Source organism: Nitrospirota bacterium, from assembly GCA_016180645.1.
Taxonomy (GTDB): domain Bacteria; phylum JACPQY01; class JACPQY01; order JACPQY01; family JACPQY01; genus JACPAV01.
Genome location: JACPAV010000002.1, coordinates 297,289 through 322,435, shown reverse-complemented (window position 1 = coordinate 322,435; position 25,147 = coordinate 297,289). Strand labels below are relative to the sequence as shown.

At 58.9% G+C, this 25,147-nt stretch carries 23 protein-coding genes; 8 read left to right on the top strand and 15 right to left on the bottom strand.

Annotated features, from left to right (window positions below):
* Positions 1-365: 365 nt before the first annotated feature.
* The 10 genes from HYT87_01430 to HYT87_01385 all read right to left on the bottom strand — a co-directional run bounded on the left by HYT87_01430 (position 366) and on the right by HYT87_01385 (position 10,543).
* Positions 366-644, bottom strand: a complete 279-nt coding sequence (locus tag HYT87_01430; protein MBI2058410.1) for a type II toxin-antitoxin system RelE/ParE family toxin — start codon at positions 642-644, stop codon at positions 366-368.
* 2 nt (positions 645-646) lie between these two features.
* Complete coding sequence (locus tag HYT87_01425; GenBank protein MBI2058409.1) at positions 647-820, bottom strand: hypothetical protein; 174 nt, start codon at positions 818-820, stop codon at positions 647-649.
* Positions 821-970: 150 nt separating this feature from the next.
* Positions 971-1,213, bottom strand: a complete 243-nt coding sequence (locus HYT87_01420) for a DUF4926 domain-containing protein (protein MBI2058408.1) — start codon at positions 1,211-1,213, stop codon at positions 971-973.
* A complete protein-coding gene (locus HYT87_01415; protein MBI2058407.1) occupies positions 1,210-1,542 on the bottom strand; it encodes a hypothetical protein in 333 nt (110 codons plus the stop codon). Before HYT87_01415 ends, HYT87_01420 begins: the two co-directional genes overlap by 4 nt.
* A 10-nt stretch (positions 1,543-1,552) precedes the next feature.
* The gene (locus HYT87_01410) at positions 1,553-2,683 is read right to left on the bottom strand and encodes an aminotransferase class V-fold PLP-dependent enzyme (protein ID MBI2058406.1); all 1,131 of its coding nucleotides are present in this window, start codon (positions 2,681-2,683) and stop codon (positions 1,553-1,555) included.
* Between the two features lie 162 nt (positions 2,684-2,845).
* Positions 2,846-4,000, bottom strand: coding sequence for an NAD-dependent epimerase/dehydratase family protein (locus tag HYT87_01405; GenBank protein ID MBI2058405.1), 1,155 nt, complete (start codon positions 3,998-4,000; stop codon positions 2,846-2,848).
* 140 nt (positions 4,001-4,140) lie between these two features.
* Positions 4,141-6,579 carry a DNA internalization-related competence protein ComEC/Rec2 gene (locus HYT87_01400; GenBank protein MBI2058404.1) on the bottom strand — a complete coding sequence of 813 codons (2,439 nt, stop codon included), beginning with the start codon at positions 6,577-6,579 and terminating at the stop codon, positions 4,141-4,143.
* Positions 6,580-6,594: 15 nt separating this feature from the next.
* Entirely contained in the window at positions 6,595-8,439 is a 1,845-nt protein-coding gene (uvrC, locus tag HYT87_01395) for an excinuclease ABC subunit UvrC (GenBank protein MBI2058403.1), read from the bottom strand.
* A 6-nt stretch (positions 8,440-8,445) separates the two neighbouring features.
* A complete protein-coding gene (gene rfbB, locus HYT87_01390) occupies positions 8,446-9,471 on the bottom strand; it encodes a dTDP-glucose 4,6-dehydratase (GenBank protein MBI2058402.1) in 1,026 nt (341 codons plus the stop codon).
* Positions 9,472-9,478: 7 nt separating this feature from the next.
* Positions 9,479-10,543, bottom strand: a complete 1,065-nt coding sequence (locus HYT87_01385) for a glucose-1-phosphate thymidylyltransferase (GenBank protein ID MBI2058401.1) — start codon at positions 10,541-10,543, stop codon at positions 9,479-9,481.
* Positions 10,544-10,840: 297 nt separating this feature from the next.
* Here HYT87_01385 and HYT87_01380 point away from each other — a divergent pair, with 297 nt between their 5' ends.
* The 3 genes from HYT87_01380 (at position 10,841) to HYT87_01370 (ending at position 14,801) form a co-directional block, all read left to right on the top strand.
* Positions 10,841-11,758, top strand: coding sequence for a hypothetical protein (locus HYT87_01380; protein ID MBI2058400.1), 918 nt, complete (start codon positions 10,841-10,843; stop codon positions 11,756-11,758).
* A 976-nt stretch (positions 11,759-12,734) separates the two neighbouring features.
* A complete protein-coding gene (locus HYT87_01375; GenBank protein ID MBI2058399.1) occupies positions 12,735-12,869 on the top strand; it encodes a type II toxin-antitoxin system HicA family toxin in 135 nt (44 codons plus the stop codon).
* A 258-nt stretch (positions 12,870-13,127) separates the two neighbouring features.
* On the top strand, positions 13,128-14,801 hold the full coding sequence (locus HYT87_01370) for a hypothetical protein (GenBank protein MBI2058398.1): 1,674 nt from the start codon (positions 13,128-13,130) through the stop codon (positions 14,799-14,801).
* A 372-nt stretch (positions 14,802-15,173) separates the two neighbouring features.
* Here the strand turns inward: HYT87_01370 and HYT87_01365 are convergent, their stop codons facing one another.
* From HYT87_01365 to HYT87_01350, 4 genes are all read right to left on the bottom strand, one after another.
* Positions 15,174-15,413, bottom strand: coding sequence for a DUF2283 domain-containing protein (locus HYT87_01365; GenBank protein ID MBI2058397.1), 240 nt, complete (start codon positions 15,411-15,413; stop codon positions 15,174-15,176).
* 5 nt (positions 15,414-15,418) lie between these two features.
* The gene (locus HYT87_01360; protein ID MBI2058396.1) at positions 15,419-15,565 is read right to left on the bottom strand and encodes a hypothetical protein; all 147 of its coding nucleotides are present in this window, start codon (positions 15,563-15,565) and stop codon (positions 15,419-15,421) included.
* An 81-nt stretch (positions 15,566-15,646) separates the two neighbouring features.
* Positions 15,647-15,889 carry a DUF4926 domain-containing protein gene (locus tag HYT87_01355; protein ID MBI2058395.1) on the bottom strand — a complete coding sequence of 81 codons (243 nt, stop codon included), beginning with the start codon at positions 15,887-15,889 and terminating at the stop codon, positions 15,647-15,649.
* On the bottom strand, positions 15,886-16,212 hold the full coding sequence (locus HYT87_01350) for a hypothetical protein (protein MBI2058394.1): 327 nt from the start codon (positions 16,210-16,212) through the stop codon (positions 15,886-15,888). The genes HYT87_01355 and HYT87_01350 overlap by 4 nt, the downstream gene beginning before the upstream one ends.
* A gap of 179 nt (positions 16,213-16,391) precedes the next feature.
* Here HYT87_01350 and HYT87_01345 point away from each other — a divergent pair, with 179 nt between their 5' ends.
* From HYT87_01345 to HYT87_01325, 5 genes are all read left to right on the top strand, one after another.
* Positions 16,392-17,045 (top strand): nucleotide exchange factor GrpE, encoded by a 654-nt coding sequence (locus HYT87_01345; protein MBI2058393.1) that lies wholly within the window; start codon positions 16,392-16,394, stop codon positions 17,043-17,045.
* Between the two features lie 4 nt (positions 17,046-17,049).
* On the top strand, positions 17,050-18,861 hold the full coding sequence (dnaK, locus tag HYT87_01340; protein MBI2058392.1) for a molecular chaperone DnaK: 1,812 nt from the start codon (positions 17,050-17,052) through the stop codon (positions 18,859-18,861).
* A 44-nt stretch (positions 18,862-18,905) separates the two neighbouring features.
* Positions 18,906-20,030, top strand: a complete 1,125-nt coding sequence (gene dnaJ, locus HYT87_01335; protein ID MBI2058391.1) for a molecular chaperone DnaJ — start codon at positions 18,906-18,908, stop codon at positions 20,028-20,030.
* A 44-nt stretch (positions 20,031-20,074) separates the two neighbouring features.
* A complete protein-coding gene (locus HYT87_01330; GenBank protein ID MBI2058390.1) occupies positions 20,075-21,919 on the top strand; it encodes an ABC transporter substrate-binding protein in 1,845 nt (614 codons plus the stop codon).
* Positions 21,920-22,100: 181 nt separating this feature from the next.
* Positions 22,101-22,607, top strand: a complete 507-nt coding sequence (locus HYT87_01325; GenBank protein ID MBI2058389.1) for a hypothetical protein — start codon at positions 22,101-22,103, stop codon at positions 22,605-22,607.
* A gap of 130 nt (positions 22,608-22,737) precedes the next feature.
* Here the strand turns inward: HYT87_01325 and guaA are convergent, their stop codons facing one another.
* Entirely contained in the window at positions 22,738-24,534 is a 1,797-nt protein-coding gene (gene guaA / locus HYT87_01320; GenBank protein ID MBI2058388.1) for a glutamine-hydrolyzing GMP synthase, read from the bottom strand.
* Positions 24,535-25,147: the final 613 nt, after the last annotated feature.

Below are 25,147 nucleotides of genomic sequence, written 5' to 3'. Positions count from 1 at the left end.
CATGGGGGTTGATGCGGGCAGTGGGGTCAACTCTAGCGGGCAGTGGGGTCAACTCTAGACACAGGACATTTCGCGGCGGCTGGCATGGCGCATGGGGGTTGATACTTTGAGTCCGGCGTGTTCTGACACTCCGTGGGGCAGCACGGACAAGGCTGATCCCGACAACGTGATTGTGAGCATTCTCTCGATGGCTCGATACGGTCTGGATTCCCGGGATACCGTACTCAATTCACAAATAAGTATGGCGTCCCCCGATTCCCCCCGACAGCGCGGATCTCGCAATTCCGCCAGAGCGTGGTTTTGAATGTACCCCGATTGTGCCACTCCCCCTTGGCGCGCGTGAACCGCGGCGTTATGCGGGAGGTTCAGACGAGCCGGCGACGGAGGGCGATTTGGTAGACCTGCGATCTGTGGCAGACGACTCCAACTTCGACCGTCTTGGTTCCTTCGTTCACCCTGTAGACGATTCGGAAGTCGCCGCTTCGGATGCGTCGCAGACGGTGGAGAGGCTGGGCGAGAGGTTTCCCGTACAGATCGGGATGCGACCTCAATCGTTCAATGGCCGCGAAAAGTCTCTTGCGGACGGAATGATCGAGGTCAAGCCAGTCCTGTGCGGCTTCCTCGAGGAATTCGACCTTGTACAACGTCAGGGCTTGAGGTCCGCCCAGGGAATCCGCTTGTGAGATGCCTTCCTGAAGCGGTCGTAGGCTATCTTGGCGAGAAGGTAATCTTCCAGCGTCGGGCCAAGCCGATCAAAGAGCTTGATCCGGTCCGGAGTAGGAAGGTGGCGGATAGTTTGGGCGAGCGTGGTAATGGTCATGATCTCAATCGGAGTCTAGCAGAGGCCTCCACGCTCCTCAAGAGCGGCCCGAGCGGCAACCGCACGGCCGGGGTAAGGCATGGGGTTTGGCACATTTGGACGAAGCTTCAGGTAGGGGGTGGACCCTGAGGCGGGGGGAATCGGACGATATTACGCGGCGAGGGGGCGGACGCAGAGGATTTCGTTCTCGCTTAGGGGTTCGAGCGAAGCGGCTGGAACGGCGGTGACGGCGATGGTGTCGCCCACGGCATTGAACACCTCGATGGAGTAACCCTCCGTCCCATCTGGAGCAACATGGTGGTCCACCAATTTGACGATATCGCCACGCCTGAGGCCATGCTTGGGCAGGTCGGCCGTGAGCACGGCATCTCTGTACAATGTCAATTCCGTCATTTTTTCCGCCTGTCTGGAATTAGTGTAACGAATTTCGTGGCGCCGGACAAACGTTCCTTGAGCCAGATGGTTCGGATAGCCAACGTTACGCCGTTGGGGCCGGTCAGCGTGCCTCGGATTTCAAAATATTCCCCGAACTGATTCGATTCCACGGCCGTTGCCTCCAACGGGAGAATCTGCGCGCGGAGATCGTGGAGGAGCCTGTCAGGGTCTTCGAGAGAATAGCCTGCCGCCGCCAGAAACTTTGACTTGTCGCCACGGGCATACTGTACAAGCAGGTATCGCGTCACCTTCTCGGGGGCGATCACCGTGTCCGCCGGAAGTTTCATGAGAGAGAAGTCAGCCCCGCAAATCGGTGACAGCGTGGAGCACGGCCCCGACGGCTGCCGATACCTCATCGGACGTATTCGAAGGGGCCAGCGAAAATCGGATCATCTGACGGGAAGCGGAGGAATCGGGCTTCATGGCCTTGACGACGTGCGAAGGTTCGTCCGACCCGGCAAGGCAGGCCGATCCCGATGAGGCACATATTCCCTCCTGATCGAGCAGCAAAAGCAAAGCCTCCGATTCGATTCCTCTGAATGTGAGGTTGGTGGTATTCGCCAAACGGAAGGTCTTATGCCCATTCAATTCCCCGTAAGGAATTGACCCAAGGATCCCGGCCTCCAACGCATCACGCAACGGCCCGACTCTCTTGTCGTAGGCGGGCAGACTCTTGCCCACCAACTCCGCCGCCTTGCCCATCCCAACGATCAACGGGACGCTCTCGGTTCCCCCGCGCAGACGTCGCTCCTGATGCCCACCAACGATGAGAGGTGAAAACGGCGCCTTTCGGCGGATGTACAACGCCCCGATGCCCTTCGGCGCATGAAATTTGTGGCCTGTCAGTGAAAGGAAGTCTAAGGGCGCTTTTCGTGCGTCGATTTCCACTTTGCCCGCTGCCTGCACCGCATCACAGTGGAAGAATACCCCGCGGGACCGGCAAATCTCCGCGATTTCTTTCACCGGATACAGCACCCCCGTCTCGTTGTTCGCCCACATCAATGAGACGATGGCCGTTTCGCCGGTGATCGCAGTCTCCAAATCCGCCGGCTTCATCAGCCCTTCGCGATCCACCGGCAGATACGTGACGCGATAACCATCCTTCTCCAGTGCCTTGCAGTAGTTGAGCACCGACGAATGTTCCACAGATGACGTGATGATGTGCCGCTTGCCCGGATTGGCTTTGAGCACTGCATGGATCGCCGCGTTGTTGCTCTCCGTGGCGCACGAGGTGAAGATGATTTCCATTGGGTGCGCGCCTATCAGTTGAGCTACCTGCTCCCGCGCCTGCTCGATCACGGTTTTCAATTTGGATCCGAATTTGTAGCTGCTGGAGGGGTTGCCCCATTCCTTGGTGAAGTAGGGCATCATCGTCTCAAGTACCTCCGGCAACACGGGCGTTGTGGCGTTGTGGTCAAGGTAAATCATGGCGCCATTGTATTGTTACAGTACCGAACAGGCAAAGGTTGGGTTCACGCGGGGTGCCTCATCTCCGCATCGAGGAACTCCTTGGCCAACGCGCCATCTTTCCGGGCGCCAAGGCCCTCCGTTCGTCCGCCTCCTGAATTAGCGCGCTGAACGCCAGCCCTGCTATTTTTTCGGCAGGATGGCGGAGCGGTGGTTTTCGATGACGGGGCGGGCGGGGAGGAGACGTTTCATGATCTCGCGGATGCCGGCGCTGACCCGGACTTTGGGCTCGCCGAGCAGACGCTGAAAGGCCGGAGAGTCCACGGCCATCTTGTGAACGTCCTTCTCTGAACGCGGATTTTCGATCCAATTCATTTCGCACTTCAAGTTCAGCTCTTGCGCTGCCGCCTCCACGAGGCGGGCGAGTTCCGTAATGGTCACGATCTCCGTGAACTGATTGAGAACGTGGAAACCGCCCGCGGGCGGCTTCTCGGCGATGCGCACGAGCGACTCGACGCAGTCCTCCAGCGCAATGAACGGTTTGCCCCTCTCGCCCGTACCATAGATGCTGATGGGGTGGCCGATCATGGCCATCGCGCAAAATCGATTGATGACGATCCCAAAGTAGAAATCGAAATCGAAACGGGTAGCGAGGTGTGGATGGACGCTCGTTTCCACGGTTCCGGTCCCGTAGACGATGGCCGTGCGAAGATCGATCGCCTTCAGTTTCCACTGGCGGTGTGCGAGGTAGAGGTTGTTGAAGTCGTGGGCCTTGGTCATGTGGTACCAGGAACTCGCCAGGCCGGGATAGGGAAGCCGATCCTGTTTTCCATCCCGGCTCACGTCGAGGAATCCCTCGGGAATCGGAATCTCCGGAGCGCCATAAATGCCCATCGTGGTCGTTTCGACGAACGTGCAATCTTTCTCCAAACCCGTTTTCCGCAAACTCCAAAGCAGGTTCAGCGTGCCGAGCACGTTGTTGGCCTGGGTGTAATGGGCCCGTGCGGGACTCGACTCGGAGTAGGGCGCCGACGGTTGTGCCGCAAGATGAAGGATAAGGTCGGGCTTGGTCCGCCGGATCAGATCGTGGACTTCGTCCAGCCGGGTGAGGTCCAATTTCTGAAAGGAGATGCGTTCAAACCCGTTCGCGCGGGCGGCTTTGAGCCGGGTTTCCATTCCTTGGATCGGGATTGCAGAGGTGGATTTCGATTCCCGCACCCATTTTCGGCGTGCCAGATTGTCCACGCCCACGATTTTCGCTTTCGGAAGCCTTCGGGAAAGGCGCAGCGCCAGCGGCCAGCCGATGTACCCATCGATGCCTGTGACCAGTATTCGCATGCGCGCATTGTTGCGGAGAAGGCCCCGAGTGTAAAACGCTAAACTTTGGCCGAGTTCTGACGATCAGATAAGGCGACGGTGGCCTTCGGCAGGACGGAGGGCGTTCTGGCTGAATACAGGGATAGAGTTTCAAAGGGTGACTATGGAGTCGCCCTTTGCCATTTTCCATTCTTCCATTCGAAGGCGACGGCGCCGGTCTGATCCAATCGCACAACTTCAGCACCAACCTTAGCAATTCGCTCCAAGATTTCTTCATCGGGAAGTCCGTATCGATTGTCCGCTCCCACCGAAACGACCGCATGCTTCGGGAGGACCGCTTGCAGAAACGCTTCCGAACTGGAGGTGCGCGAGCCGTGGTGAGGGACTTTAAGCAAAGCGGCGTGTAGATCCTCACCGGCGAGCCACATCCGGGTTTCGGATCGGGTTCCGATATCGCCGGGGAAAAGTGCGTTCGCGCCATCCGCATCAATTCGGAGTACCAGTGAGTTGTCGTTGACGTCATCGTAAAGCGCCGTCGGCGGTGCAAGAGCGCGGATGATCTCGCTCGGTCCCTGCCATGCGACGTCCCCTGCCTGGAGCACGCGGTGGGGGATTCCCTTGTGCTTTGCGATGTCCAGAAGTTCGGCACCGTAGCCGTCCGGGCCGGGGAATTCGGGCGATGTCCACAGCTCCCCGACCCGAAAGTGTTCGAGGATGAACTTTGCCCCATCCGCGTGGTCCGGATGAGGATGCGAAATGGCCAGAACATCCACGCGGAGTTGTTTTCGCAACCAGAGGTATCGGGCCACGACGTTTTTTCCCACGTCGAAGGTCTGAAAGGCCCCTCCACCGGCATCGATCAGCATGGTCTTACCCGAGGGAAGCCGGACCCAGGCGGAGTCTCCCTGCCCGACATCGAGGAAGACGGCCTTGAAGGTCCCCGCACGGTGTTCGTGGAGGAAGCCTCCGCCCATAACCGCGCCCAGGCCAAGAACTGAGAGCGCGAGCCCTGCGCGTCCCACGCGCCTCCGGATCAACAGGAGGCTTGTGCCCAGGGTGACAAGGAGGCAGGTTTCTGTGAGGGTGGGTTCCGGCAGCCAGAGGGAGGCGGCGGGGAGATTGGAGAGGAGCTTCGCGCAATCCGTGATTCCATTCAGGAGGGCCTGAACCGGGGTGATTAGGACCGGAAGGATGGACGATCCCGACAGGGCCGCAGGCGTCAGCAGGAGGAGAAGAACGACGGCCACGCTCGACAGGGGCGCGATCACCAGGTTCGAGAGAATGGCGACCGGAGAGAAAAGGTTGAACGCTTGAAGGACGAGCGGAGCGGTAAGCAGCGTGGCCCCGATCGTGGCGGTCAGGCCCTGAATAAGCCCCCGGATCGGTTTGAACAAGATGCGAGTGATACCTTCAGCATCGAACTCCAGGACGGGAAAGCCGTGCATGGCCATCAGAATGCCGAGGACAGAGAGAAACGTGAGCTGGAATGAAATGTCGAACAGAAGAAGGGGGCGGGCAACCAGCATGATGAGCGCCGAAACAGCGAGGGCGTGGAACGGTTCTTTCGGCCTCTCCACCAACTGGGCCATGCAGAAAAGCCCGATCAGGAGAGTGGAGCGGACGGCCGGCGGTTCCGCTCCGGAGAGGAAGAGGTACAAGACCGTCGGCCCGATGGCGAACACGGCCGCCATTTTTCGGACGGACATTCGCAGCGCAAGCCCCGGAATCGCGGCGAGAAGGCGCCAGAGAACGGCGAAGACCGACAGGCCCACCACGCCCATGTGCAGTCCGGACACGGATAGAATGTGAACAACGCCCGCCCGGCGGAAAATATCTTCATCCTGCTCGGACAGAGCGTCGCGCCGGCCGATGAGGAAGGCCTTGGCCAGGCCCGCCGATCGCGGCGGGAAGTGGCGGGAGAGTGCGTCATCCAATCGATTCCGAACGCGAAGGATCCAACCGCGAAAACCGGTCGAGGGCCGATCACCGAGCACGGCGAGGTGACGGCTGTCATGCACATAGCCCACAACATGGATGTTCCGACGTTCCAGGTGCCGGACGTAGTCAAACGCCCCGGGCGTCCGGTAGTTCCGGGGTGGCGAGACCTTCACGCGTGCTCGGAGCCTGTCGCCGAAAGCGAGATCGGGAATCTTCTCCGGCAGGTAGATGAGGATTCGCCCGGTGAGCGGCTGCCATTCCGCCGGACCCAGAATCCGCCTGGTGGCGCGGAGCACAAAGCGTGTTCCATTGCGGGTCAGATCCGGAACCTCGTCGATCTGACCTTCGAGAATGACCGACTTGCTGGAATCCGACTTGGAAACGTCGTCTGAGGCTGGAGGGGTGAGGGATGCCCTTGTCCTTGCTGCTCCGAATAAGGCGGCCGTCGCGAGGAGCAGGAAGAGGTAGAGCGTGGGTTTGGTGTGAGTCCAAATCAGGGGCAATACGAGAATGGCATCCAGAATGAGAAGGATGGGGAGCGAGAAATGGATGGATGACGAGAGGAGGATGCCGATTGCGACACCGGCCAGACACACGATGAGCGGCTGAAGGAAGAGGGATTGAATGAGCGGCGTGGCCTGCCGTGGAGGCGGCGGATTCACGGCATGCGCCCAGGATCAGGCGGGTGTCTCAGGATGAAAGTGGCGATACAATCGATCGGCGAGTGCCGCATGCAGTTTCCCCCTGCCCACAAGATCCTCCACTGTGGCCTTTTTCACTGCGTCCGGGCTTCCAAATGCCCGCATGATTTTTCGCAAGGTCTTCGGCCCGATTCCCGGAATCTTTTCAAGTTCGCCGGCGATGGTGTTTTTCGATCTCAGGACCCGATGGTAGGTGATGGCGAACCGGTGCGCTTCGTCCCTCAACCGCATCAGAACGAAGGCGGCCGCCGCGTTGCTTGAAAGGATGATTGGGGCGACGGCCCCGGCCTTGTAAACCCTATCCACACGGGGCTGGACTCCTGATTCCTTGTCCTTCGCCAAGCCGATCAGATCAGTCTCCGCGTTCAACTCCGCCAAAACAGTGCGGGCAGCCTCGACGTGCCCTCGTCCGCCATCAATGACGATCAAATCCGGCAGCGGTTTGGACTCCCGGAGAAGGCGCGCGTATCTTCGACGGACCACCTCGCGCATCATGGCGTAGTCATCCACGAGCGTGGTTCCATCCGACGTCCGAAGGCGAACACGGAACTTCCGGTAATCTTTTTTCGACGCAATCCCGTCTCTGAAGACAACGGCCGATCCCACGGCGTGCTCGCCCGAAATGTTGGAGATGTCCAGACAGTCCATCACGGCGGGGAAATTCCGGAGAGAGAGCTCTTTTTGGAGACCGGCAAGCAGATCATGATTCCGCTCCTCTTCCCGCCGGGCGATTTGAAGCGCATTCTCCGCATTCTTCCTCGCCAGTTCGGTCAGCGACTTGCGCATGCCCCTCTCCGGAACCTCCAGAGATACCGCGTGCAGGGCCTTGGATTTCAGTTCCCCCTGCATCTCTTCCATGCCGGCAACGGAAAAAGGGAGCAGAATCTGACTTGGGACGGCGTTCTTCTCGTAGTGCTGCAAGAGAAACGCGGCCAGAACTTCGGGATCGTCTTCCATAACATCGTGCCGGTGGTAGGTCTTGGTGTCCGTCAGTTTCCCCTGCCGGATGGCCATGAGGATGACGGTCAACCGATCGGCCTCTCTCGCCATGCCTAGCACGTCCTGGTCCTGGGATTCCGCCCGATTCACCGACTGCGGTTCGAGTGTTTTCCGGATGGCGTCGATCCGGTCGCGGACCGCGGCCGCCTCTTCGAAGCGTTCCTCGGCGGAGAGGGCGGCCATCTCGGCTTCCAGCTCGCGCACGACCTCCGATCTCTTTCCGCTCAGGAATAGCATCGCCTCCCTGGCGCGATTCCCGTAATCCTCCCGGCTTATGTTGCCGACGCACGGGGCGGGACATCGCATCATCTGGTATTCGAGGCAGGGTCGGCTCCGGTTCGCGAACTCGAAATCGGAGCAGGTGCGGAGGGGGAACATCGAGCTGACGAATCGGACGGTTTCCCGCGCCGCCCGCGCGGAGGCGAAGGGACCGAATAGCTTGGACTGATCGTGTTTGGGGCGGCGCACGAAGACCAGGCGGGGGAAATCATGCCGCATGTCCATCTTGAGCCAGAGATAGTCCTTGTCGTCGCGGAACGACACGTTGTAAGGAGCCTGGTGCTCCTTGATCAGCGAATTTTCGAGTAGGAGGGCCTCTTTTTCGCTCGCGGTGACGATGCAGTCCACATCGGAGACTTGTTTCATGAGGGAGTGGATGCGCGGCCGGGTATCCTGTCCCGCGAAGTACTGCCTCACGCGGGAGCGGAGGTCGGTGGATTTGCCGACATAGAGAACGTCCCCGCGGGCCGATTTCATGAGGTAAACGCCAGGGGAGTGGGGAAACCGCCCGATTTTTTCGAGGAGCGCGCTGTCGGCGCTCATGCCATGTCAGCGAGCGCGAGCGGCCTGGAGCCTGCGACCGTACGCCTGTTCGTAGTAGTTCTTGTATTCGCCGGACTTGACGCGCTCCCACCATGTGCGTTGGGCTTTGTACCATTCCACGGTTTGATGGAGGCCGCGCGGCAGATCGAGAGCGGGCGACCAGCCGAGTGCACGGACCTTGTCGCTCTTTAGCGCGTACCGCCAGTCGTGCCCCGGCCGATCCGTCACAAAACGAAGGAGCGATCGAGACTTCCCAAGTTCCTTTAGGATGATTTCACAGATTTCGAGATTTCTCCGCTCCTCCCCGGCGCCGATGTTGTACACCTCGCCGTCCTTGCCCTTCTCCAGAACCGTGAGGATCCCCCTCGCGTTGTCGTCCACATACGTCCAATCCCGCACGTTCTCGCCCTTGCCGTAGACGGGAAGCGGCTGATCGTCCATCGCATTCGTGATCATGAGCGGGATGAGCTTCTCGGGAAACTGGTAGGGGCCGTAGTTGTTGGACGAGCGCGTGATCAGAGCGCCCATCTTGTGGGTGACGAAGGCGGCTCTCACAAGAAGGTCGGCGGCGGCTTTTGTGGCCGCGTAAGGGCTGTTGGGTTGCAAGGGGCTGTCCTCGGTGAAGTGGCCTGTCTCCCCGAGTGAGCCGTAGACTTCATCGGTGGATATGTGGAGAAAACGGGGAACCTTGCGCGCGCGGGCCGCATCGAGGAGGATTTGTGTGCCGAGGACGTTGGTGGCGATGAACGGATGGGAGTCCTGAATGCTCCGATCTACGTGACTTTCGGCGGCAAAATGGACAATGGCATCCAATCCGTTCGATAGGACCTCCTGGATCGCCTTGCCGTCCGTGATGTCCGCCTTGACGAATTGGTACCGGGAGTTGGTTTCGACCTCGGCAAGATTCTCCAGATTACCCGCGTAGGTGAGCGTGTCGACGTTAACGACGCTCCATGCGGCTCTCTCGCGGAGAACCAGCCGGATGAACGCCGACCCGATGAAACCCGCGCCGCCTGTGACGAGCAGCTTCATCTCCGCCTCAAACGATTTCGACCTGGGAACTGTCTCCGATCATGAACCGGTGCACCCGCGGGAACTTCTTCGCCCGTGTGATCACGCTGTCCTTTCCCACCAGGCTGTCTTCAATGCGCCCTTCCAGATCGAGAATCCGGCTGCCTCCCAGGATGATGCTGTGCTCCACTTCGCTGTTCTGGATCACCGCATTCTCCCCGATGGCCGTGAAAGGCCCGACGTAGGATCCCTCCACCCGTGCCCCGCGGCCGATAATCGCGGGCCCGCGGACGACGCTGCCGACGATTTCGGCGCCCTGCTCGATCACAACTTTGAATTCCACGCGTGACGACTCGCTGACTTTTCCCTCCACGCGCATCGTGAGATTGTCGAGCACCATCCGGTTTGCCTCCAGGATATCCTCCAGCTTGCCGGTGTCCTTCCACCACCCCGTGATCTGGTGGGGGACGACCTTGAAATCGTGATCGACGAGCCACTGGATGGCATCGGTAATTTCCAGTTCGCCACGCGCCGAGGGTTTCAGTTGATCCACGGCCTCAAACACGTGGTGATCGAAGAAATAAACCCCGACCAGAGCGAGATCGCTCTTCGGCTGCTTCGGTTTCTCGACGAGCTTCACCACACGCCCATCCTTCACCTCGGCCACTCCAAAGGAGGACGGGTTTGGCACCTTCACGAGCAGAATGTGAGAATGAGCATTATCCTGGCTGTAGAGGTCGGCCCACTTCTTGATGCCTTCGAGGAGGAGGTTGTCGCCGAGATACATGACGAAACGATCTTTCTTGAGATAGTCTCGGGCCGTCTTGACCGCGTGGGCCAGTCCGAGGGGGGCGTCCTGCTCGATGTACGTGATCGACACGCCCCATCGCGAGCCGTCGCCCACCGCTTCGACGATTTCCTTCTTGGTTTCTCCGACAATGATTCCGATGTCTACGATTCCCGCTTCGCGGAGAGCTTCAATTCCATAGAAGATGATCGGCTTATTGGCAACGGGGAGGAGTTGCTTCGCGCTCGTGTACGTCATCGGGCGGAGCCGCGTGCCCTTCCCGCCGCTGAGGATGAGACCTTTCATGAGGGTTTCACTCTATCAGACCCCTCCTGCGGTTTTCAAATGTGCTTTCCCCGCGCTTGACAGCACCAAGACCGCCGTGGGAATCTTCCATCCGATGTTGGGGGACCAAGCAAGGCAAGTATTGGGAGGAGCTCTACACTCTGTACACAAGGCACTCCGCTCCCGTCGGACTGACCCGACCGTCCGTTCTGTCAAGTGTGTGGAGTTGACCCCAAATGCACGCCCCAAATGCACGGACGGCGTTCCGCCGCCGCTGAACCGGAGCGTTAGCCACCTGGAGGAACACTAGAGACGCACATGTCGACCAAGAAGATCGCGTCAGCCGCGATCGTCGCTCTCAAAGATGCTCTGACCAATCTCTACTGGTACAAGGGCGATCTCAGGAGCTTCCTGACGACCACGGTCACCAACCCGGCCTTGCTGAGCCGTCTAAATTGGGGTGACTACAAGAGGAACATCGTCAGCGAGTTGATTGGCTTTCTTGAGCGCCGGCAGGATGAATACCAGGCGGACATCCTCAGGTTGATGGCAGAGGTCGCGAGAGTCGACGACTTCTCGCATCTGGAGCGTCTTGAGGGCGGAAAGGAGAAGGCTGCCGCAGCTCGTGCGTCCGTACGGGCGCTTCGGAAACTGACAGAAGCCCACGAAGCTCTGTTTGACGAGCAGAAGCGGATGGAGGAGCGACGGCGGAAAGCGCATGAGGAGATGCTCCGGACGACAGCCGTCCGGTCCAAGCTGGAGGATCTGACAAAGGAATACTTCAGCCTCTTGAACTCCCAAGAGCCGCAGCAGCGCGGCTACCGCTTGGAGAAGATCATTCGCGAGCTGTTTGAACTCTTTGATCTGGACCCCCGCGCGTCTTTCAAGATCGTCGGAGAGCAGATCGACGGGGCCTTCACCTTCGACGCTACGGATTACCTATTCGAGGGCAAGTGGCAGCAGGAGGCTATCGGTGCGGCAGACCTGGATGTTCTTGCCGGGAAGCTGGCCCGTAAGCTCGACAACACCCTGGGGTTCTTCCTCTCGATCAATGGTTTCTCGGAGGACGGCGTAAGGGCTCACTCGTCCGGCCGCCGGATGATGCTGCTTGTAGACGGCAGCGATCTGATGGCGGTTCTGGAAGGGCGCATTGATCTCATTCAGCTTCTCCTGAGAAAGCGCAGAGAGGCGTCGCAAACTGGCAACATCTACCTTCGCATCCACGAGATTCTTTGAGCGGCTGATGGAAAGGGAGCTTACCCCCGTCCTTTCGAAATTGGGGAAATCGGGGAAATCGGGGGACACCTTACTCAATTCATGAAAATAGGTATGATGCCCCCAGATCGAAAGAAGATGATCCATCCCAATATCCGGGAGCCTGGAAATCCCAAGGTCAGGATCTGGCGTTACATGGATTTCGCCAAATTTGTATCCATGTTGGCCAAGGGGGGCTTATATTTCTCACGAGTTTCGACGTTGGCGGATGCGCACGAAGGCTCGTTGCCGATAGCAAATAAGAGCAACCGCAATTCCAAGTCAAGAACTCCAAAGGAGATTCGAGAAGTTCAATCACTTTTTCGAGAGTCGATTCGCCAGTGGACCAAGGTGAGCTGCTGGCATATAAACGATGGTGAGTCAGAGGCAATGTGGCGCCTCTATTCGGATTCAGGCAAGGCGATAGCCATTCAATCTACATTCGGGCGATTACGCAGGTTGCTGCATGAAAGTATTTTGTGTGGGAAGGTTGCGTATGTCGACTATGCGACTCAGCCCATTCCTGAAGACATGTACATCGCTCCATTCCTATACAAAAGAAAATCATTCGAGCATGAACGTGAGTTGCGGGCAATTCTAACCGACGACTGGCCATTGAAATATAAGAGAAGTAAGTCGGCTCGACCTCCCCGTATGGTTGTGTATGACTTTGAGGCAGTTCCGCCAGACCAGGGTACGCTCGTTCAGGTCGAACTAAATTTGTTGATAGAGAAGGTGTTAGTTAGTCCCTTAGCACCCGACTGGTACCTCGAGGCCGTTCAATCGGTCGCAAAACAGTACCGGCTAAATCCACCGACAAGCCGATCATCGCTCGATTCCGCCCCATTCTTCTAAATTATTTTCGGAATCGGGGGGCACCTTACTCATTTCATGAAAACAGAAGGGGGAATCGGGGGACACCTTACTCAGTTCGTGAAAATAGGTATGGTGTCCCCAGATTGACGAAGATGGTAGGGCCACCGTCGTACCTGTTCATCGCGGGGAGGACCTTCGACGAGGAACGATACGCTCCATTCTAAAGGATATTGAAATCGACCCTGATGAACTCCAGCGGATTCGAGGGAGAAGATGACCGCACCTTTGTAAAGACGTCTCCCATCGGTAGAATGAAAGCACAACTCAATCTGCAAAACCGACACCTTAGCCCTCGTTCGCTGGCTTTCAACAGGGTTGCGGATCGGACCATCACCAAGGCACTGGGGCGACATGGCTTGTAGACAGGCCAGCCCTTGTTGGTTCTTGTGAAGGGGACTACACTGAATGGGCCATGTTGCGACAGCTGCGTTGCAAGAGCGCGAGCCGCAAGCCGTAGTCAAGGTCTGGGGATCACATGGGCAAGCTCAATCACCTCTTCGGGCATAAGGTTTTTCTGATCGTAGCCGTGTTTGGGGCGTATGTTGTCCCGGCTTCAACAAGCTTCGCGGCGTTCGTTTGCTCTGATGAGAAGTACTATCCGGCAGTTTGGCATCTGGAGAAGGGTGAAAACGGATTGGAGGTCTTTCTGGGCGGCAAGTTCGCGCGCACAGGAGACCCGCGAGTTTACGTGGAACGGGCCTCCATCTTGGTCCTCCAGCTTCATGAGGGAAAGGATTGGGCACGACAGCCCGATCTCAAGTGCTCAGGGAGCGAATGCTTCAAGTACGAACGTGGATGTGAGGTCACGCTTCCGGAACTTCCGATCTCGAAGGAGCGGGCTGCGGAAATCAATCCCCACTACCAGTACCAAGATGTGGATGAGGTTGCGCAGTCGCCATCATCCTGCGTGGAAGTGGGAGATGATGTTTGGTTCGTCATGGGATCAACTGTGTGTGAAGGCGGGGGCCTCGTAGGCGGAATCGGCAGATTCCTACCGAAGACTGGGAAGTTGGAGATCCGCCGACCAAGTGTTCTGATGGACTCTGGTGCCTCGCATCTCGCCTACGATGGAAAAAGTCTTTGGTTCGGCACGGAGAGAGGCTGCGAGTGCCTCGGGGCCGAGCCAACGCATGGCCTCGTAAGATACGACTGGGAGAAGGATCAGGTTCAGACATTCGCAGGCACCGAAAGCGGCCCGTGCGGATTCATTGTTCATGACATCTTGGCGGACAGTGGCGCTCTGTGGGTGGCAACGGACTTGGGACTTTCCCGGCTCGACTTCCAGGCTGAGACCTGGAGGCACTATGTCCCGCAGCCCGACAAGAAGCCGCCCATGCGGGAAACGACGTGTGACGCGACGTACAAGAGCCTGATATCTTTCCTTCCACGGGGAGCAGCGGACGAATTGATCGGTGATTCATTCTATGCGCAATTCTTTTCCCCACTGTCTCGATTCAGACCAAACTTTGTGGAGCGCTATGTTCGTTCCATGCCTCCAAGCAGGTGGGGTTGCGAGGAGATGGAATTCCTCGCTAGCAGGATGCAGAACTTCAAGTCGCTCCGAGAGGAGTTGCTGAAATCGCCGGTGCCGTATGGTGTGCATTTTGATTGCATCGTTCGCGGATTCAGCGGGCCGGGGAGGGGGAGTGACTTGGATTGGCGGGACTTTCTCCTTTCAAAGATTGGAGAGCCGGGGGGTGCCAGGGCGTTTTCTGGAGCGCTGGATTCCCTCAAATACTTCCGGGGTGATGCGAAGGTTGGAGACTTTCTGGTCCAGCGGCTGGAAAAGAAACCTCGCTTGGGAGACGAGGCACTGTTGTTACCGGTTATCTTGGGGACGGCGGCCACCCCGCATCTCATGAATGCGCTTGATCGCCAGGATTTGAATGAGTGGGACCGCAATGACGTTGTTGAGGCGCTTGAACGCGCCACCCACACTTTCATCAACCCTGAGGGTGCCGAGTTTACCCTCCCGAAGGACAGTGACACGCTGGCCTACTTCGAAGATCCCCGCCTATCCATGCTGTCGGGACGTGAATGGTCGGGTGAGTCGTTGTCGAAGATCATCAACCATTGGAAGGTCTGGTGGGGAGCGCATAGGGCCGAATACATTCATGAGAGTGCCCCATCTGGCAGAAAGAAGGAATAGCGCGGTGGCCAACGGATTGCATAGGCAAGGAATCGGTGTTGACATCTAATGCAAGAATCGATGGGGCTAAGGGTGCCGGGGTCGGGCATGGGGGTTGACACATTCGGGCGAGGCTTGCGCGGAGTCTTGAAGGTGAGGGCGGAGCCGGAGGCAGGTGGAATCCGACGATCTCAGGCAGCCAGCGGACGGACGCACTTCCCTCGTCATGCCGTCCCTCCATGGCCGGCGGCAGATGATGCGAGTGCGGCTCGCCTCACGCTCGACCGCAAAGCACTTTGTTCTCACGTAGCGGTACGAGATATGCGGTGGGGAGGACGTTCGCATCGGCCCCCTCTTCGAACTGGATCCGTACCTGAGCCGCTTGAACGGTGACTAGCGAGGGAGCATCAGGCCGACGGCATTCCCGGTCGACTGGTCCTCGAAGACCAGTTGCCCATTGCCCAGCGAGAGCAGTTGTTCGTTTGCGTTCAACAGTTCGATCCCGTAGATCGTGCCATCCGGCGCCAGATCGACGTTCAGTTCATCGCTGATCTTGATCGTTTGGACTTGCGCGGGCTTCTCTCGAAGGCCGATGTATGCGATGTTCTGCCGTGAATCAAATTGAATCTTCATTCTGGTCAGAAATACTTTACCTCGACCGTGACGACCAGCCAACCCTCATCCTGTTGAACCGCATACGCTTCGACCTGCTTCGTGGCGAATAGCCGGCCCTGCCACTCTTGACCGTACATGAAATTGCGTCTGGGGGCGCTGGGGTCAGGCACAGGGGTTGACACCTTTGGACGAGGCTTGCGCGGAGTTTTGAGGTTGACGGCGGGGCCGGGGGCAGGGGGAGTCGGACGGAATTATGCGGCGAGCGGGCGGACGTGCAGGAGTTCGTTGGCGGTCAGCGGCTCGACCTGTGATTCACGCACGGTAACAACCGCCACGGTGTCGCCGACGGCGTTGAACACTTCGAGGCTGTAGCCTGACTCCTGGCCGGCTCGGCCGGGGTGGTGTTCGACCAAGGTTGCGACGTCGCCGCGCCGGAGACCGTGATCCGGCAGGTCTTCTCTCAAGGCGACTCTCGTGAACAATTCGTATTTCATTGGCTGTCCGGTATCAGCGTAACAAACTTTGTCTGACTTGTCGCTTCTTCCATCATCCAAATCGTGACAACACGGAGGACACGGCCATTCGGACCCGCCAGTGAGCCGCGAATCCGGTACTTCGTGCCATACTCGGTTCTATCGAACAGCTCGGCGTCCAAGGGAAGAATCTTTTCCCGGAGGTCCTTCATCAATCGGTCGGCGTTTTCGATGGTGTATCCGGCCAAGGCAAGGAACCGCGATTTGTCGTCGTCCACTCGCGGACAAAGCAAGTAGCCCGTCAGCTTTTGCGGAGCAATAATGGTATCTGGTGGGAGCTTCACGACTTCCTCAGTTGTGATCCAATAGGATCATTCGGCTATTCTGAAGGGATCGCATGGAAGAGGCAAACTGGTCGATCTTCGGGGGTTCCCGCAGTTACCGGGATGCCGTGTTGCCTCAAGGTCACCGCTCGCGCGATTGAAGTTTGTCCGGCGAAACGATAACATCCCAAATTCTTGTCATGATGGACAGCGAAACGTCGAAAAAGTCGGATGAAACGGAAGGCACGGAAGGGTCGAAGGATTCTGTCGTGCCCAACAACGGTGGAGGTGCCGTCGCCCCTTCGGCTGCGGGTCAAGCCGCCGAAGCCAAGGCGGAAATCCCGGCGAAGCGGAAACTGTCCCGCAAGGAACTCCGCATGGAGCTGAAGGCGGCACGAAAGGACGCGAAGGCGACGTACAACCAGCTCATCCATCTCCAGGCGGATTTCGAGAATCTGAAAAAGCGCCTCGTCCGGGAACGCGAAGACTACATCCGCCAGGCCAAGGAAGCGCTGATCCGGGAAATTCTTCCGAGCATCGATAACCTCGAATACGCCCTGCAGCACGCAAGGGAGCGAAAAGAAGACAGCCCGCTTTTCAACGGCGTGGAAATGACACACAAGGGCCTGATGGCGGCGATGAAGAAATTCGGCGTCGAGCCCGTGGAGGCCGTGGGCGCGGCGTTCGATCCCAATTTTCATGAGGCGATTTCGAAAGTGGAAAAGGAAGACGGGCGCAATCAGGTGATCGGGGAGCACCAGCGCGGTTATGTCTTGGATCGGAAGCTGGTGCGTCCGGCGCTCGTGACAATCGCGGTCCCTGGTTCGGCCAAGAAGTCCGAATCAGGCGGCTGACGCCATGCCGCCGACCATCGGGATCGACCTCGGCACGACGAATTCGTGCTGCGCGGTGATCGAGGGAGGTCGTCCGGTGGTGGTCGTCAATCAGGAGGGAACGCGCACCACGCCATCGGTCGTTGCGTTCGGTCAGAACAGCGAACTCCTCGTGGGCCATCCGGCCAAGCGGCAGATGGTGGTCAACCCCAAATCCTCCGTTTTTGCGGTGAAACGGCTGATGGGGAGAAGCTACTTCTCCGACGTGGTCCAACAGGCGCGATCGCATTACCCGTACGACATTGTGGAGGGGGACAGCCGGGACGCGTGGGTCCAACTGGACGGCCGCAAGTTTAGCCCGCCGGAAATCTCGTCCAAAATTCTTGCCAAGTTGCGGCAGGCCGCCGAGCGGCACACGAGCGGTGAAGTCAAGGACGCGGTCGTGACCGTGCCGGCCTATTTCGACGATCGCCAGCGTCAAGCCACTAAAGATGCCGGCGAGATCGCCGGACTGAATGTCGTTCGCATCATCAATGAACCCACCGCCGCGGCGCTGGCCTACGGTATCGACAAAGCCGACACAGGCACGGTGGCCGTGTTCGATCTCGGTGGAGGAACGTTCGATATCTCCATGCTGGAAGTGAAAAAGGGCATTTTCCACGTGCTCTCCACCTGCGGGGACACCTTCCTCGGCGGCGAGGATTTCGACCAGGAAATTCTCAAGCATTTCATCGGCGTGTGCGAAGGGACCCTCAACATGAAACTGCCGAAGGATCCCTTCGTCTTCCAGCGCTTGAAAGAAGCGGCTGAAAATGCCAAGCACGAGCTCTCCTTCTCATCGGAAACGCTTGTTTCGATCCCCTTCCTGACCACGGGCGGCGGCCATTCCCACTCGATCCAATTTCGATTCGCCCGGGCGGACATGGAGAAACTGGTCGACGGTCTTGTGCAACGGCTCGCGCCCTTCTGCCAGCGGGCCATGTCCGATGCGAAATTGACACCCAAGAGTATCGATGCGGTGCTGCTCGTCGGCGGGATGACGCGCATGCCCGCCGTCCGCCGGCTGGCCGAGCAGGTCTTCCAGAAACCGCCCCGGGGGGACATCAATCCGGACGAGGCCGTGGCCATTGGCGCGGCCATTCAGGCGGGAATCATCTCCGGTGCGCTCGAAAAAATACTGCTGCTTGATGTGACCCCTCTCTCCCTGGGAATCGAAACGGGGGGAGGGATTTTCACCAAGATCATCGATCGGAACACCACCATTCCCATCAAACGCTCGCGGATTTTCACCACGGCCTATGACCAGCAGCCCATGGTGGAGGTGAACGTTCTCCAGGGCGAGCGCGAAATGGCGGAGGACAACCTCAGCCTCGGCAAATTCCAGCTCATCGGCATCCCGCCCTCTCCGCGCGGCGTTCCCCAAATTGAGGTGCAATTCGAAATTGACGCGGACGGACTGGTCCGGGTGACCGCGAGAGACCTCGGGACGGGCCAGGAGCAGGCCATCCAGGTGAAAAGTTTCGGGGGATTGGGGCGTGGCGAAGTCGAGCGGCTCCAGAAGGAAGCGGAGGATCACGCGCAAACCGACCGGGAGAAGCGCGAGGCCGCCGAGGCTCGGAACCTTGCGGAAAGCATTCTCTACGGGGCGAACAAGATTCTGGCGGACTACACGGACAAATTGGATGAGACGACCCGTGGAGACCTGGAAAAAACGGTCGACCTGCTGGAGACGGCGATGGAGAAAGATGACCTGGCGCAGGTGAGGGAGCTCTCCCGAATGCTCACGTCCCTTGTGAATACTTTCGCCAGCAAGCTTTACGAGACAAGCCCCGGATAGTGTGATCCGGGTGACTTCCCGGCGGACATTCCCTCGGACCAACCATGGCTGAACGGGATTTTTACGAAATTCTCGGCGTCCCGCGGAACGCCTCGGCGGACGATCTCAAGAAAGCCTTCCGCCGAATGGCGATGGAGCATCATCCCGACAAGAACCAGGGCAACAAACAGGCCGAGGAGCGCTTCAAGGAAGTCAACGAGGCCTACGAAGTGCTCCGTGATCCTGAGAGGCGGGCCGTGTACGATCAGTACGGCCGGGCCGGCCTTCGAGGGGCGGCGGGAGGAGCCGCCGGTGTCGATTTCGGCGGAGGCCTGTTCGAGGACATCTTTGAAGATTTCTTCGGAGACATTTTCGGCGGCCGGCGGGCGCGGCGGGGAGGCTCGCGCCGCGAGGAGAAAGGCGCGGATCTCGAGCTCGAACTGATCGTCACTCTCGAAGAGGCCGTGCGTGGCGGGGAGCGGGAGACGGAACTCTCCATCTACGGTCCATGCGACGCATGCGGCGGGAACGGAATCCGGCCCGGCACGCGGCCGGAAACCTGCTCGACCTGCCGTGGGCGGGGACGCGTGCAGATCCAACAGGGCTTTTTCACCATTGCACGCACCTGTCCCTCCTGCCATGGGCAAGGAGAGGTGGTGCGGGAACCCTGCACGGCGTGCCGCGGGGAGGGCCGGGTTCCGCGGAAGAAGAAGGTTTCAATCAAGATCCAGCCGGGGGTGGATACGGGCACCCGGATTCGATATCGGGGCGAGGGAGTCATGGGGCGCCAGGGCGCCCAGCCGGGGGACCTTTACGTGCGGATCATCGTGGAGAATCATCCCCTCTTCCAGCGCGTCGAGAACGACCTGGTGTGCGATATGCCGATCGATTTCCCCCTCGCCGCACTGGGAGGAAAAGTGCAGGTGCCCACTTTGGACGGTCCGCAGTCCATGGAGATCCCGTCGGGAACTCAGACCGGCGATACCCTGCGCGTGAAGGGGTGTGGCATTCCGGACCTTCGTTCGGGGCGGCGCGGCGACCTCTTGATCAGAATCTTTGTCGAAGTTCCCGATCGTCTCTCGCGCGAGCAGAAGCGGCTCCTGGAGGAGTTTGCACGGGTCAGCCAGGATTCGGAAGCCCCCCGGAGGCGAAGCTTCCTCGAAAAAGCGAGGAAGTTCTGGAAGTCGTGATCGGGTTCGCAAGAGCCCATTCTGACTTCTCGAATCGCCGACGGATGCCCTTCGCGGCGCATTGGTTCGGGATCCTTTTCCTTGGTCTGCTCACTACGACGGCGTGGGGACAGGAAACGGTTCCTCAAGCGGGCATACGCCTCTACGACGACGGGGAGGCATCCTACAAGGAGGGCGATTTCACCGCCGCCGCCCAGCGTTTCGAAGAATTCTTGAAGACGTATCCGGCCTCCGTGCGCGCCCCAAACGCCCACTATCGCCTGGGTCAGTGCTACTACAAACTCAAAGATCTGGATCGTGCCCGAAAGCAATTCGAGATCGGAACAACCTTCGAAAGTTCCAAGATCCAGCGCTACTCGCATTACTATTTGGGTCAGATCGAACGCGGGCTCAGCCACTTCAAAGAGGCCGCCGAGGCGTTCACGAGAGCCTACGACCCTGCCGGCGACGCGGGATTCGCGCAGCACGTGATGACGCTCATCGCGGAAAGTCATTTCGATCAGGGGCGATTCTTCGAAAGCACCCAGTGGTACCTCAAGTACCTTCAGGGCTCGCAGAATTACGACGAGGCCGGCGAAATCCGTTCGCGCGTCGATTTGATGATCACCCAGAAACTCAACCCAAAGGAATTGAGGGGTATCGTGGAACTGAAGCCGGTCTATCCCTTCGACGCCATGGCGGCGCTGGCCCTCGCGCGCGCGCTGAGGGCGGAGTCGGAATTCGTGGAAGCGCGGAGCCTGTTGGAGACCCTCGCCGATCGCCAGGATGACTACGGACAGGAAGCCCGGAAACTGCTCGGAGAGATCAAGACCGTGTTGGGAAAGGGGAAATGGAAAATCGGCTGCCTCCTTCCCCTCACCGGAAAACCGTCGATCTACGGTCAACGCGCCCGGCGGGGCATCGAGTTGGCGCTCGACACGCTTTCCAGCGAGATCAAGGATGTGGACGTGGATTGTCAGGACACAAAGGGTGACCCCGAGGCGGCGGCGGCGCTCTTCAAAGCCTTCTCGGCGAACGAAAAGGTGCTGTCGGTCATCGGCCCTCTTCTTTCTAAGACGGCGGCCGCCGTGGGGCCTTTGGCGGACTCTGCAAAACTTCCGATCATGTTGATGGCCCCGCGCGAGGGATTGCCGGATCTGGGTGAATACGCATTCCGGCACGCGCTCACCGCTTCCGCACAAGTCCGAGCCCTCGTGACCTACGCCATGCAGAACCTGGGTCTGAAGCGGTTTGCGATCCTCTTCCCGCTGGAGCCTTACGGAACGGATATGGAATCGCTCTTCAAGGCGGAACTGGCGGCCCAAGGCGGGGTTCTCGTTTCGGAAGCGGCCTACGAGCCCAAGTCCACCGATTTCAAGGCGCCGATCGAGAAGATCAAAGCCGAGGCATTCCCCGACCTGCCGGAAGACGCCCCCCCCCCGGAGAGGACGGGGCTGTTTGTCCCGGATTACTACGACAGTGTAGGGCTATTGGCACCCCAACTGGCGTTCTATGAGATCAAGACCGCCCAACTGCTGGGCCCGAGCGGATGGAACTATCCCCAACTGGTCAAGATTGCCGGCGAACATGTGGACGGAGCCGTCTTTGTGGACGTCTTTTTCGCCGAGACCGAGTATGAAAAAGCCCGGAACGTCGCGACCCTCTTTGAGCAGAAATATGGACAGCCTTTGGGGGACATCGAATCGTTGGCCTACGACACGGCGGCCTTGGTTCTCAACACCGTGGGCGGAATCCCGCAGCTTTCGCGCAACAAGGTGAAAGACGCGCTTCTCGACGTCAAGGATTTCCCCGGCGTGACCGGTCCGATGACCGTTCTCCCCAATGGCGAGGTCCAGAAATCGCTCAACCTCCTGACCATTCGGCGCGGGCGGATTGCGAAACTCAATTAGCTCAGGGGCGGTGCGGCGTCGCAAATGCGCGTTTGCGTCAAAATCGACGGGAAAATGTCAAGGGGGTAGGATTCTCCCATCGAAAAATGGGGTGTCTCACCTTGACGCATTGCGTAATAGTTGCTATAAAGCTTGGAAACAATGTGAATGAGATCAGCGTGAGTCATGAAGGGGGCTTCCGATGAGGCAAGGCGAGACAGTCTACTTTCCCGGCCACGGCATCTCGAAAGTTGAAAGCGTAGAGCAAAAGGAATTCGACGGATCGAACAAGGAAGTCCTCGTCCTGCGCGTGGCCAGTTCCAGCATGACCGTGATGGTGCCGAAGGATAATTTGGCGATGCTGGGTATCCGACCGGTGATTTCCAAGAACACGACTTCCGAATTGATGAGCATCATTTCGAAGGCCAATGGCCCGGTGAAGGCCCAATCATGGAAAGACCGGAACAAAGAGTTCCTCCAGAAAATCCGGTCCGGCAGTCCCTTTGAATTGGCTCAGATCATCCGGGATCTCAGCCAACTCAAAGAGCAGAAGCCGCTGTCTTTCTGCGAAAAGCGGATGTATGAAACGGCCCGCCGCCTGCTGGGTGAGGAAATTGCCCACGTGCGCAAGGAGAAGTGCGACAAGGTTTTCACTCAGATCGACGTTCTCTCCAACGGGAACGGAAACGGCAACGGACGGAAGCACTAGAGAAGCACTCAGCCAACAGCATTCAGCGGTCAGCCCTGAGTCCCAGGAATTAGATCAGCATTCGACGGATACCTTCTCGGTATTGGAACTGATTCCATGACTCCATGATCACATCCCCACATTCTTCCCGTCATTCCCACTCAATGGTTCCCGGAGGTTTGTTCGTTACATCGTAGAGAACAGCGTCGATTCCGCGGATGTTCAGCAAGCGGCGGGCCAATCGCCGGAGCGGTGCTGAAGGCAGATGGCTGAAGTTTGCGGTCATTCCGTCCCGCGAACTGACCGGTCGGATCACCACGGTTTCCCCCTCGCGCCAGCGCAGCGGTAGAAGCACCACGGGACACTGCCAGATTTCGCAACGAGCAATGAGGTTCTCGATGGCTTCATTCACGGTTGCATCGGCTTCCCGCAGCAGGTCTAGGCGGGCGTGGGTGAGCTCGGAGCGAACGATGCGGGCCTGCAAGACGTCCGCGTCCGGTCGGGAGGCAACCAACCACGCCACGCGGTTGATCTCGCGGATTTTGTTCGTGATGGCCGAGGACAATTCTCCGAGTTGAGCAAAGCTGAGGCGGCCGGTCAGCACGGCTGTGTGGGCGTAAGTGCGGCTGTCACCTTGCACGCCCACGGAGCGAACAGGCAGGCGATAGGCGGAAACGCCGAGTTGGCCCCGAATCTCCTTCGGGAGCGTCAATGCGGATACCGCTTGATCCTTGGATGTGGCCAGGCACCGGATGGCGAGGCCCGGGCCGGGGAAGGGCAGCCGTCCGAGGATGGTCTTCGGAAGCCCGAGGCGTCGCCCGAGCTGACGAACCTCGTCCTTGTAGAGTTGGTGAATGGGTTCGATCAGGCGGTCCTGCTTCTGGAGTTCCTGAATCTCGGGCACGCGGTTGTGGTGGGTCTTGATGAGGGCGGCATGGGCCGTGCCGCCGGATTCGATGGTGTCCGGATAGATCGTGCCCTGGCCCAACATCCACGAATCCCCCTTTCCGGACCATGATTTGAACAGCTCATGATAGACCGCGACGAACGCTTCACCGATGATCTTTCTTTTACGCTCCGGTTCGGATACGTGCCGCAGAGGTCCCAGGAAGGAATCGGATCGATCCAGCACATCGATATTGTCGTATCCGAGTCGGGCCATGCGATCTTTGAACAGGTTTGTCTCGTCCTTCCGCATTAGCCCCGTATCTACATAGATTCCTTGTACGCGTTTTCGTCCCAGCGCCTTCACGCAGAGCACAAAGGCGACCGTGGAATCCACGCCCCCACTGACGAGAAATAGGACAGGGCGCCCTTTGGCTTTCTCCCGGATTTCGCGCACGAATTTTCCGACTTGGCGTTTGGCGGACCACGTGGGTTGGCAGCCGCACACATGGCGCACGAAATTTCGCAGGACTTGTTTTCCCCGCGGCGTGTGAATGACTTCCGGATGGAACTGCACGCCGTAGAACTTGCGATGTGGGTCGCCCATCGCTGCGATTTCGCAATCGGCGGTTGACGCGAGGATTTGGAATCCTTCCGGCGGGCGGACAACGGTATCGCCGTGACTCACCCAAACCGGCTCGCGCCTCCCGAGGCCTCTCAGAAGAGATCCCGGCTTGCGAATGTTGAGGGCCGCGTGGCCGTACTCGCGGATGAGGCCCGGCTTGATTTCGCCGCCGAGAGCGTACGCGAGGAGCTGGTGACCGTAGCAAATACCCAGTGCGGGCCAGCGGAGTTTTTCGAAGAACGAACGATCCAGTCGCGGACTGTCTGCTTCGAGAACGCTTCTCGGCCCACCTGAAATGATAATCCCCTTGGCGCCCTTTGATCTCTCACCGGCCGCTGCGAACTCCACGATCTCCGAATAGACACCGAGCTCCCGGACGTTTCGCGCAATCAGGTGGGTGTACTGCCCTCCGGCATCAAGAATGACGATCCGATCCACCCCGCACCTATCCGTCTAGGATTGCCTCGACCTGAGCGGACTCTCGATCCGGCGCTGGAGGGTCGTTCTTCCAACGGATCCTCGCGGTTCAAAGATAGGTGCGGGGTCCATCTGATCGCGCGGAGTCTGTCAGACTCCTCCGTGGCGAGTCAACCGGAGCGCTAAGGCGTTGTAACCGGAGTCTTCAGGCGTATACTCGGACGGTAGCGGTGGAGATTCCACATCGGGTCGTTCATCCGGCGAAGGATGCGAGTGTGCATCTCAGTGCTGGGAACCTTCCCCTTGGGCGCCTGCGTGCTCTTGGCGCGGGGGCGTACGGAGTACGTCCGGGTCATGCCTTCTCCAGAGGGAGCGGCTTATTATGTGGATGGCGAGGCGAGACAGCCGGGTGAGTGCCTTGCTCTCGATCGAACGCGAGACCATGTGGTTGAGATCAGGAGGGAAGATTCACCGGTAGGTCAGGCGACTCTGAAAAGCACCGATATCGGCTGGTCGGCGCTGCTTACACTGGGCGGTGGTATCCCTGGCATCATTGTTGATGGCGCGATCGGGGCGTTCGCCACTCTCCAACCGAAGCCGGACTCGGACGCATCGGTCCTCCGCTTGCTCCAAT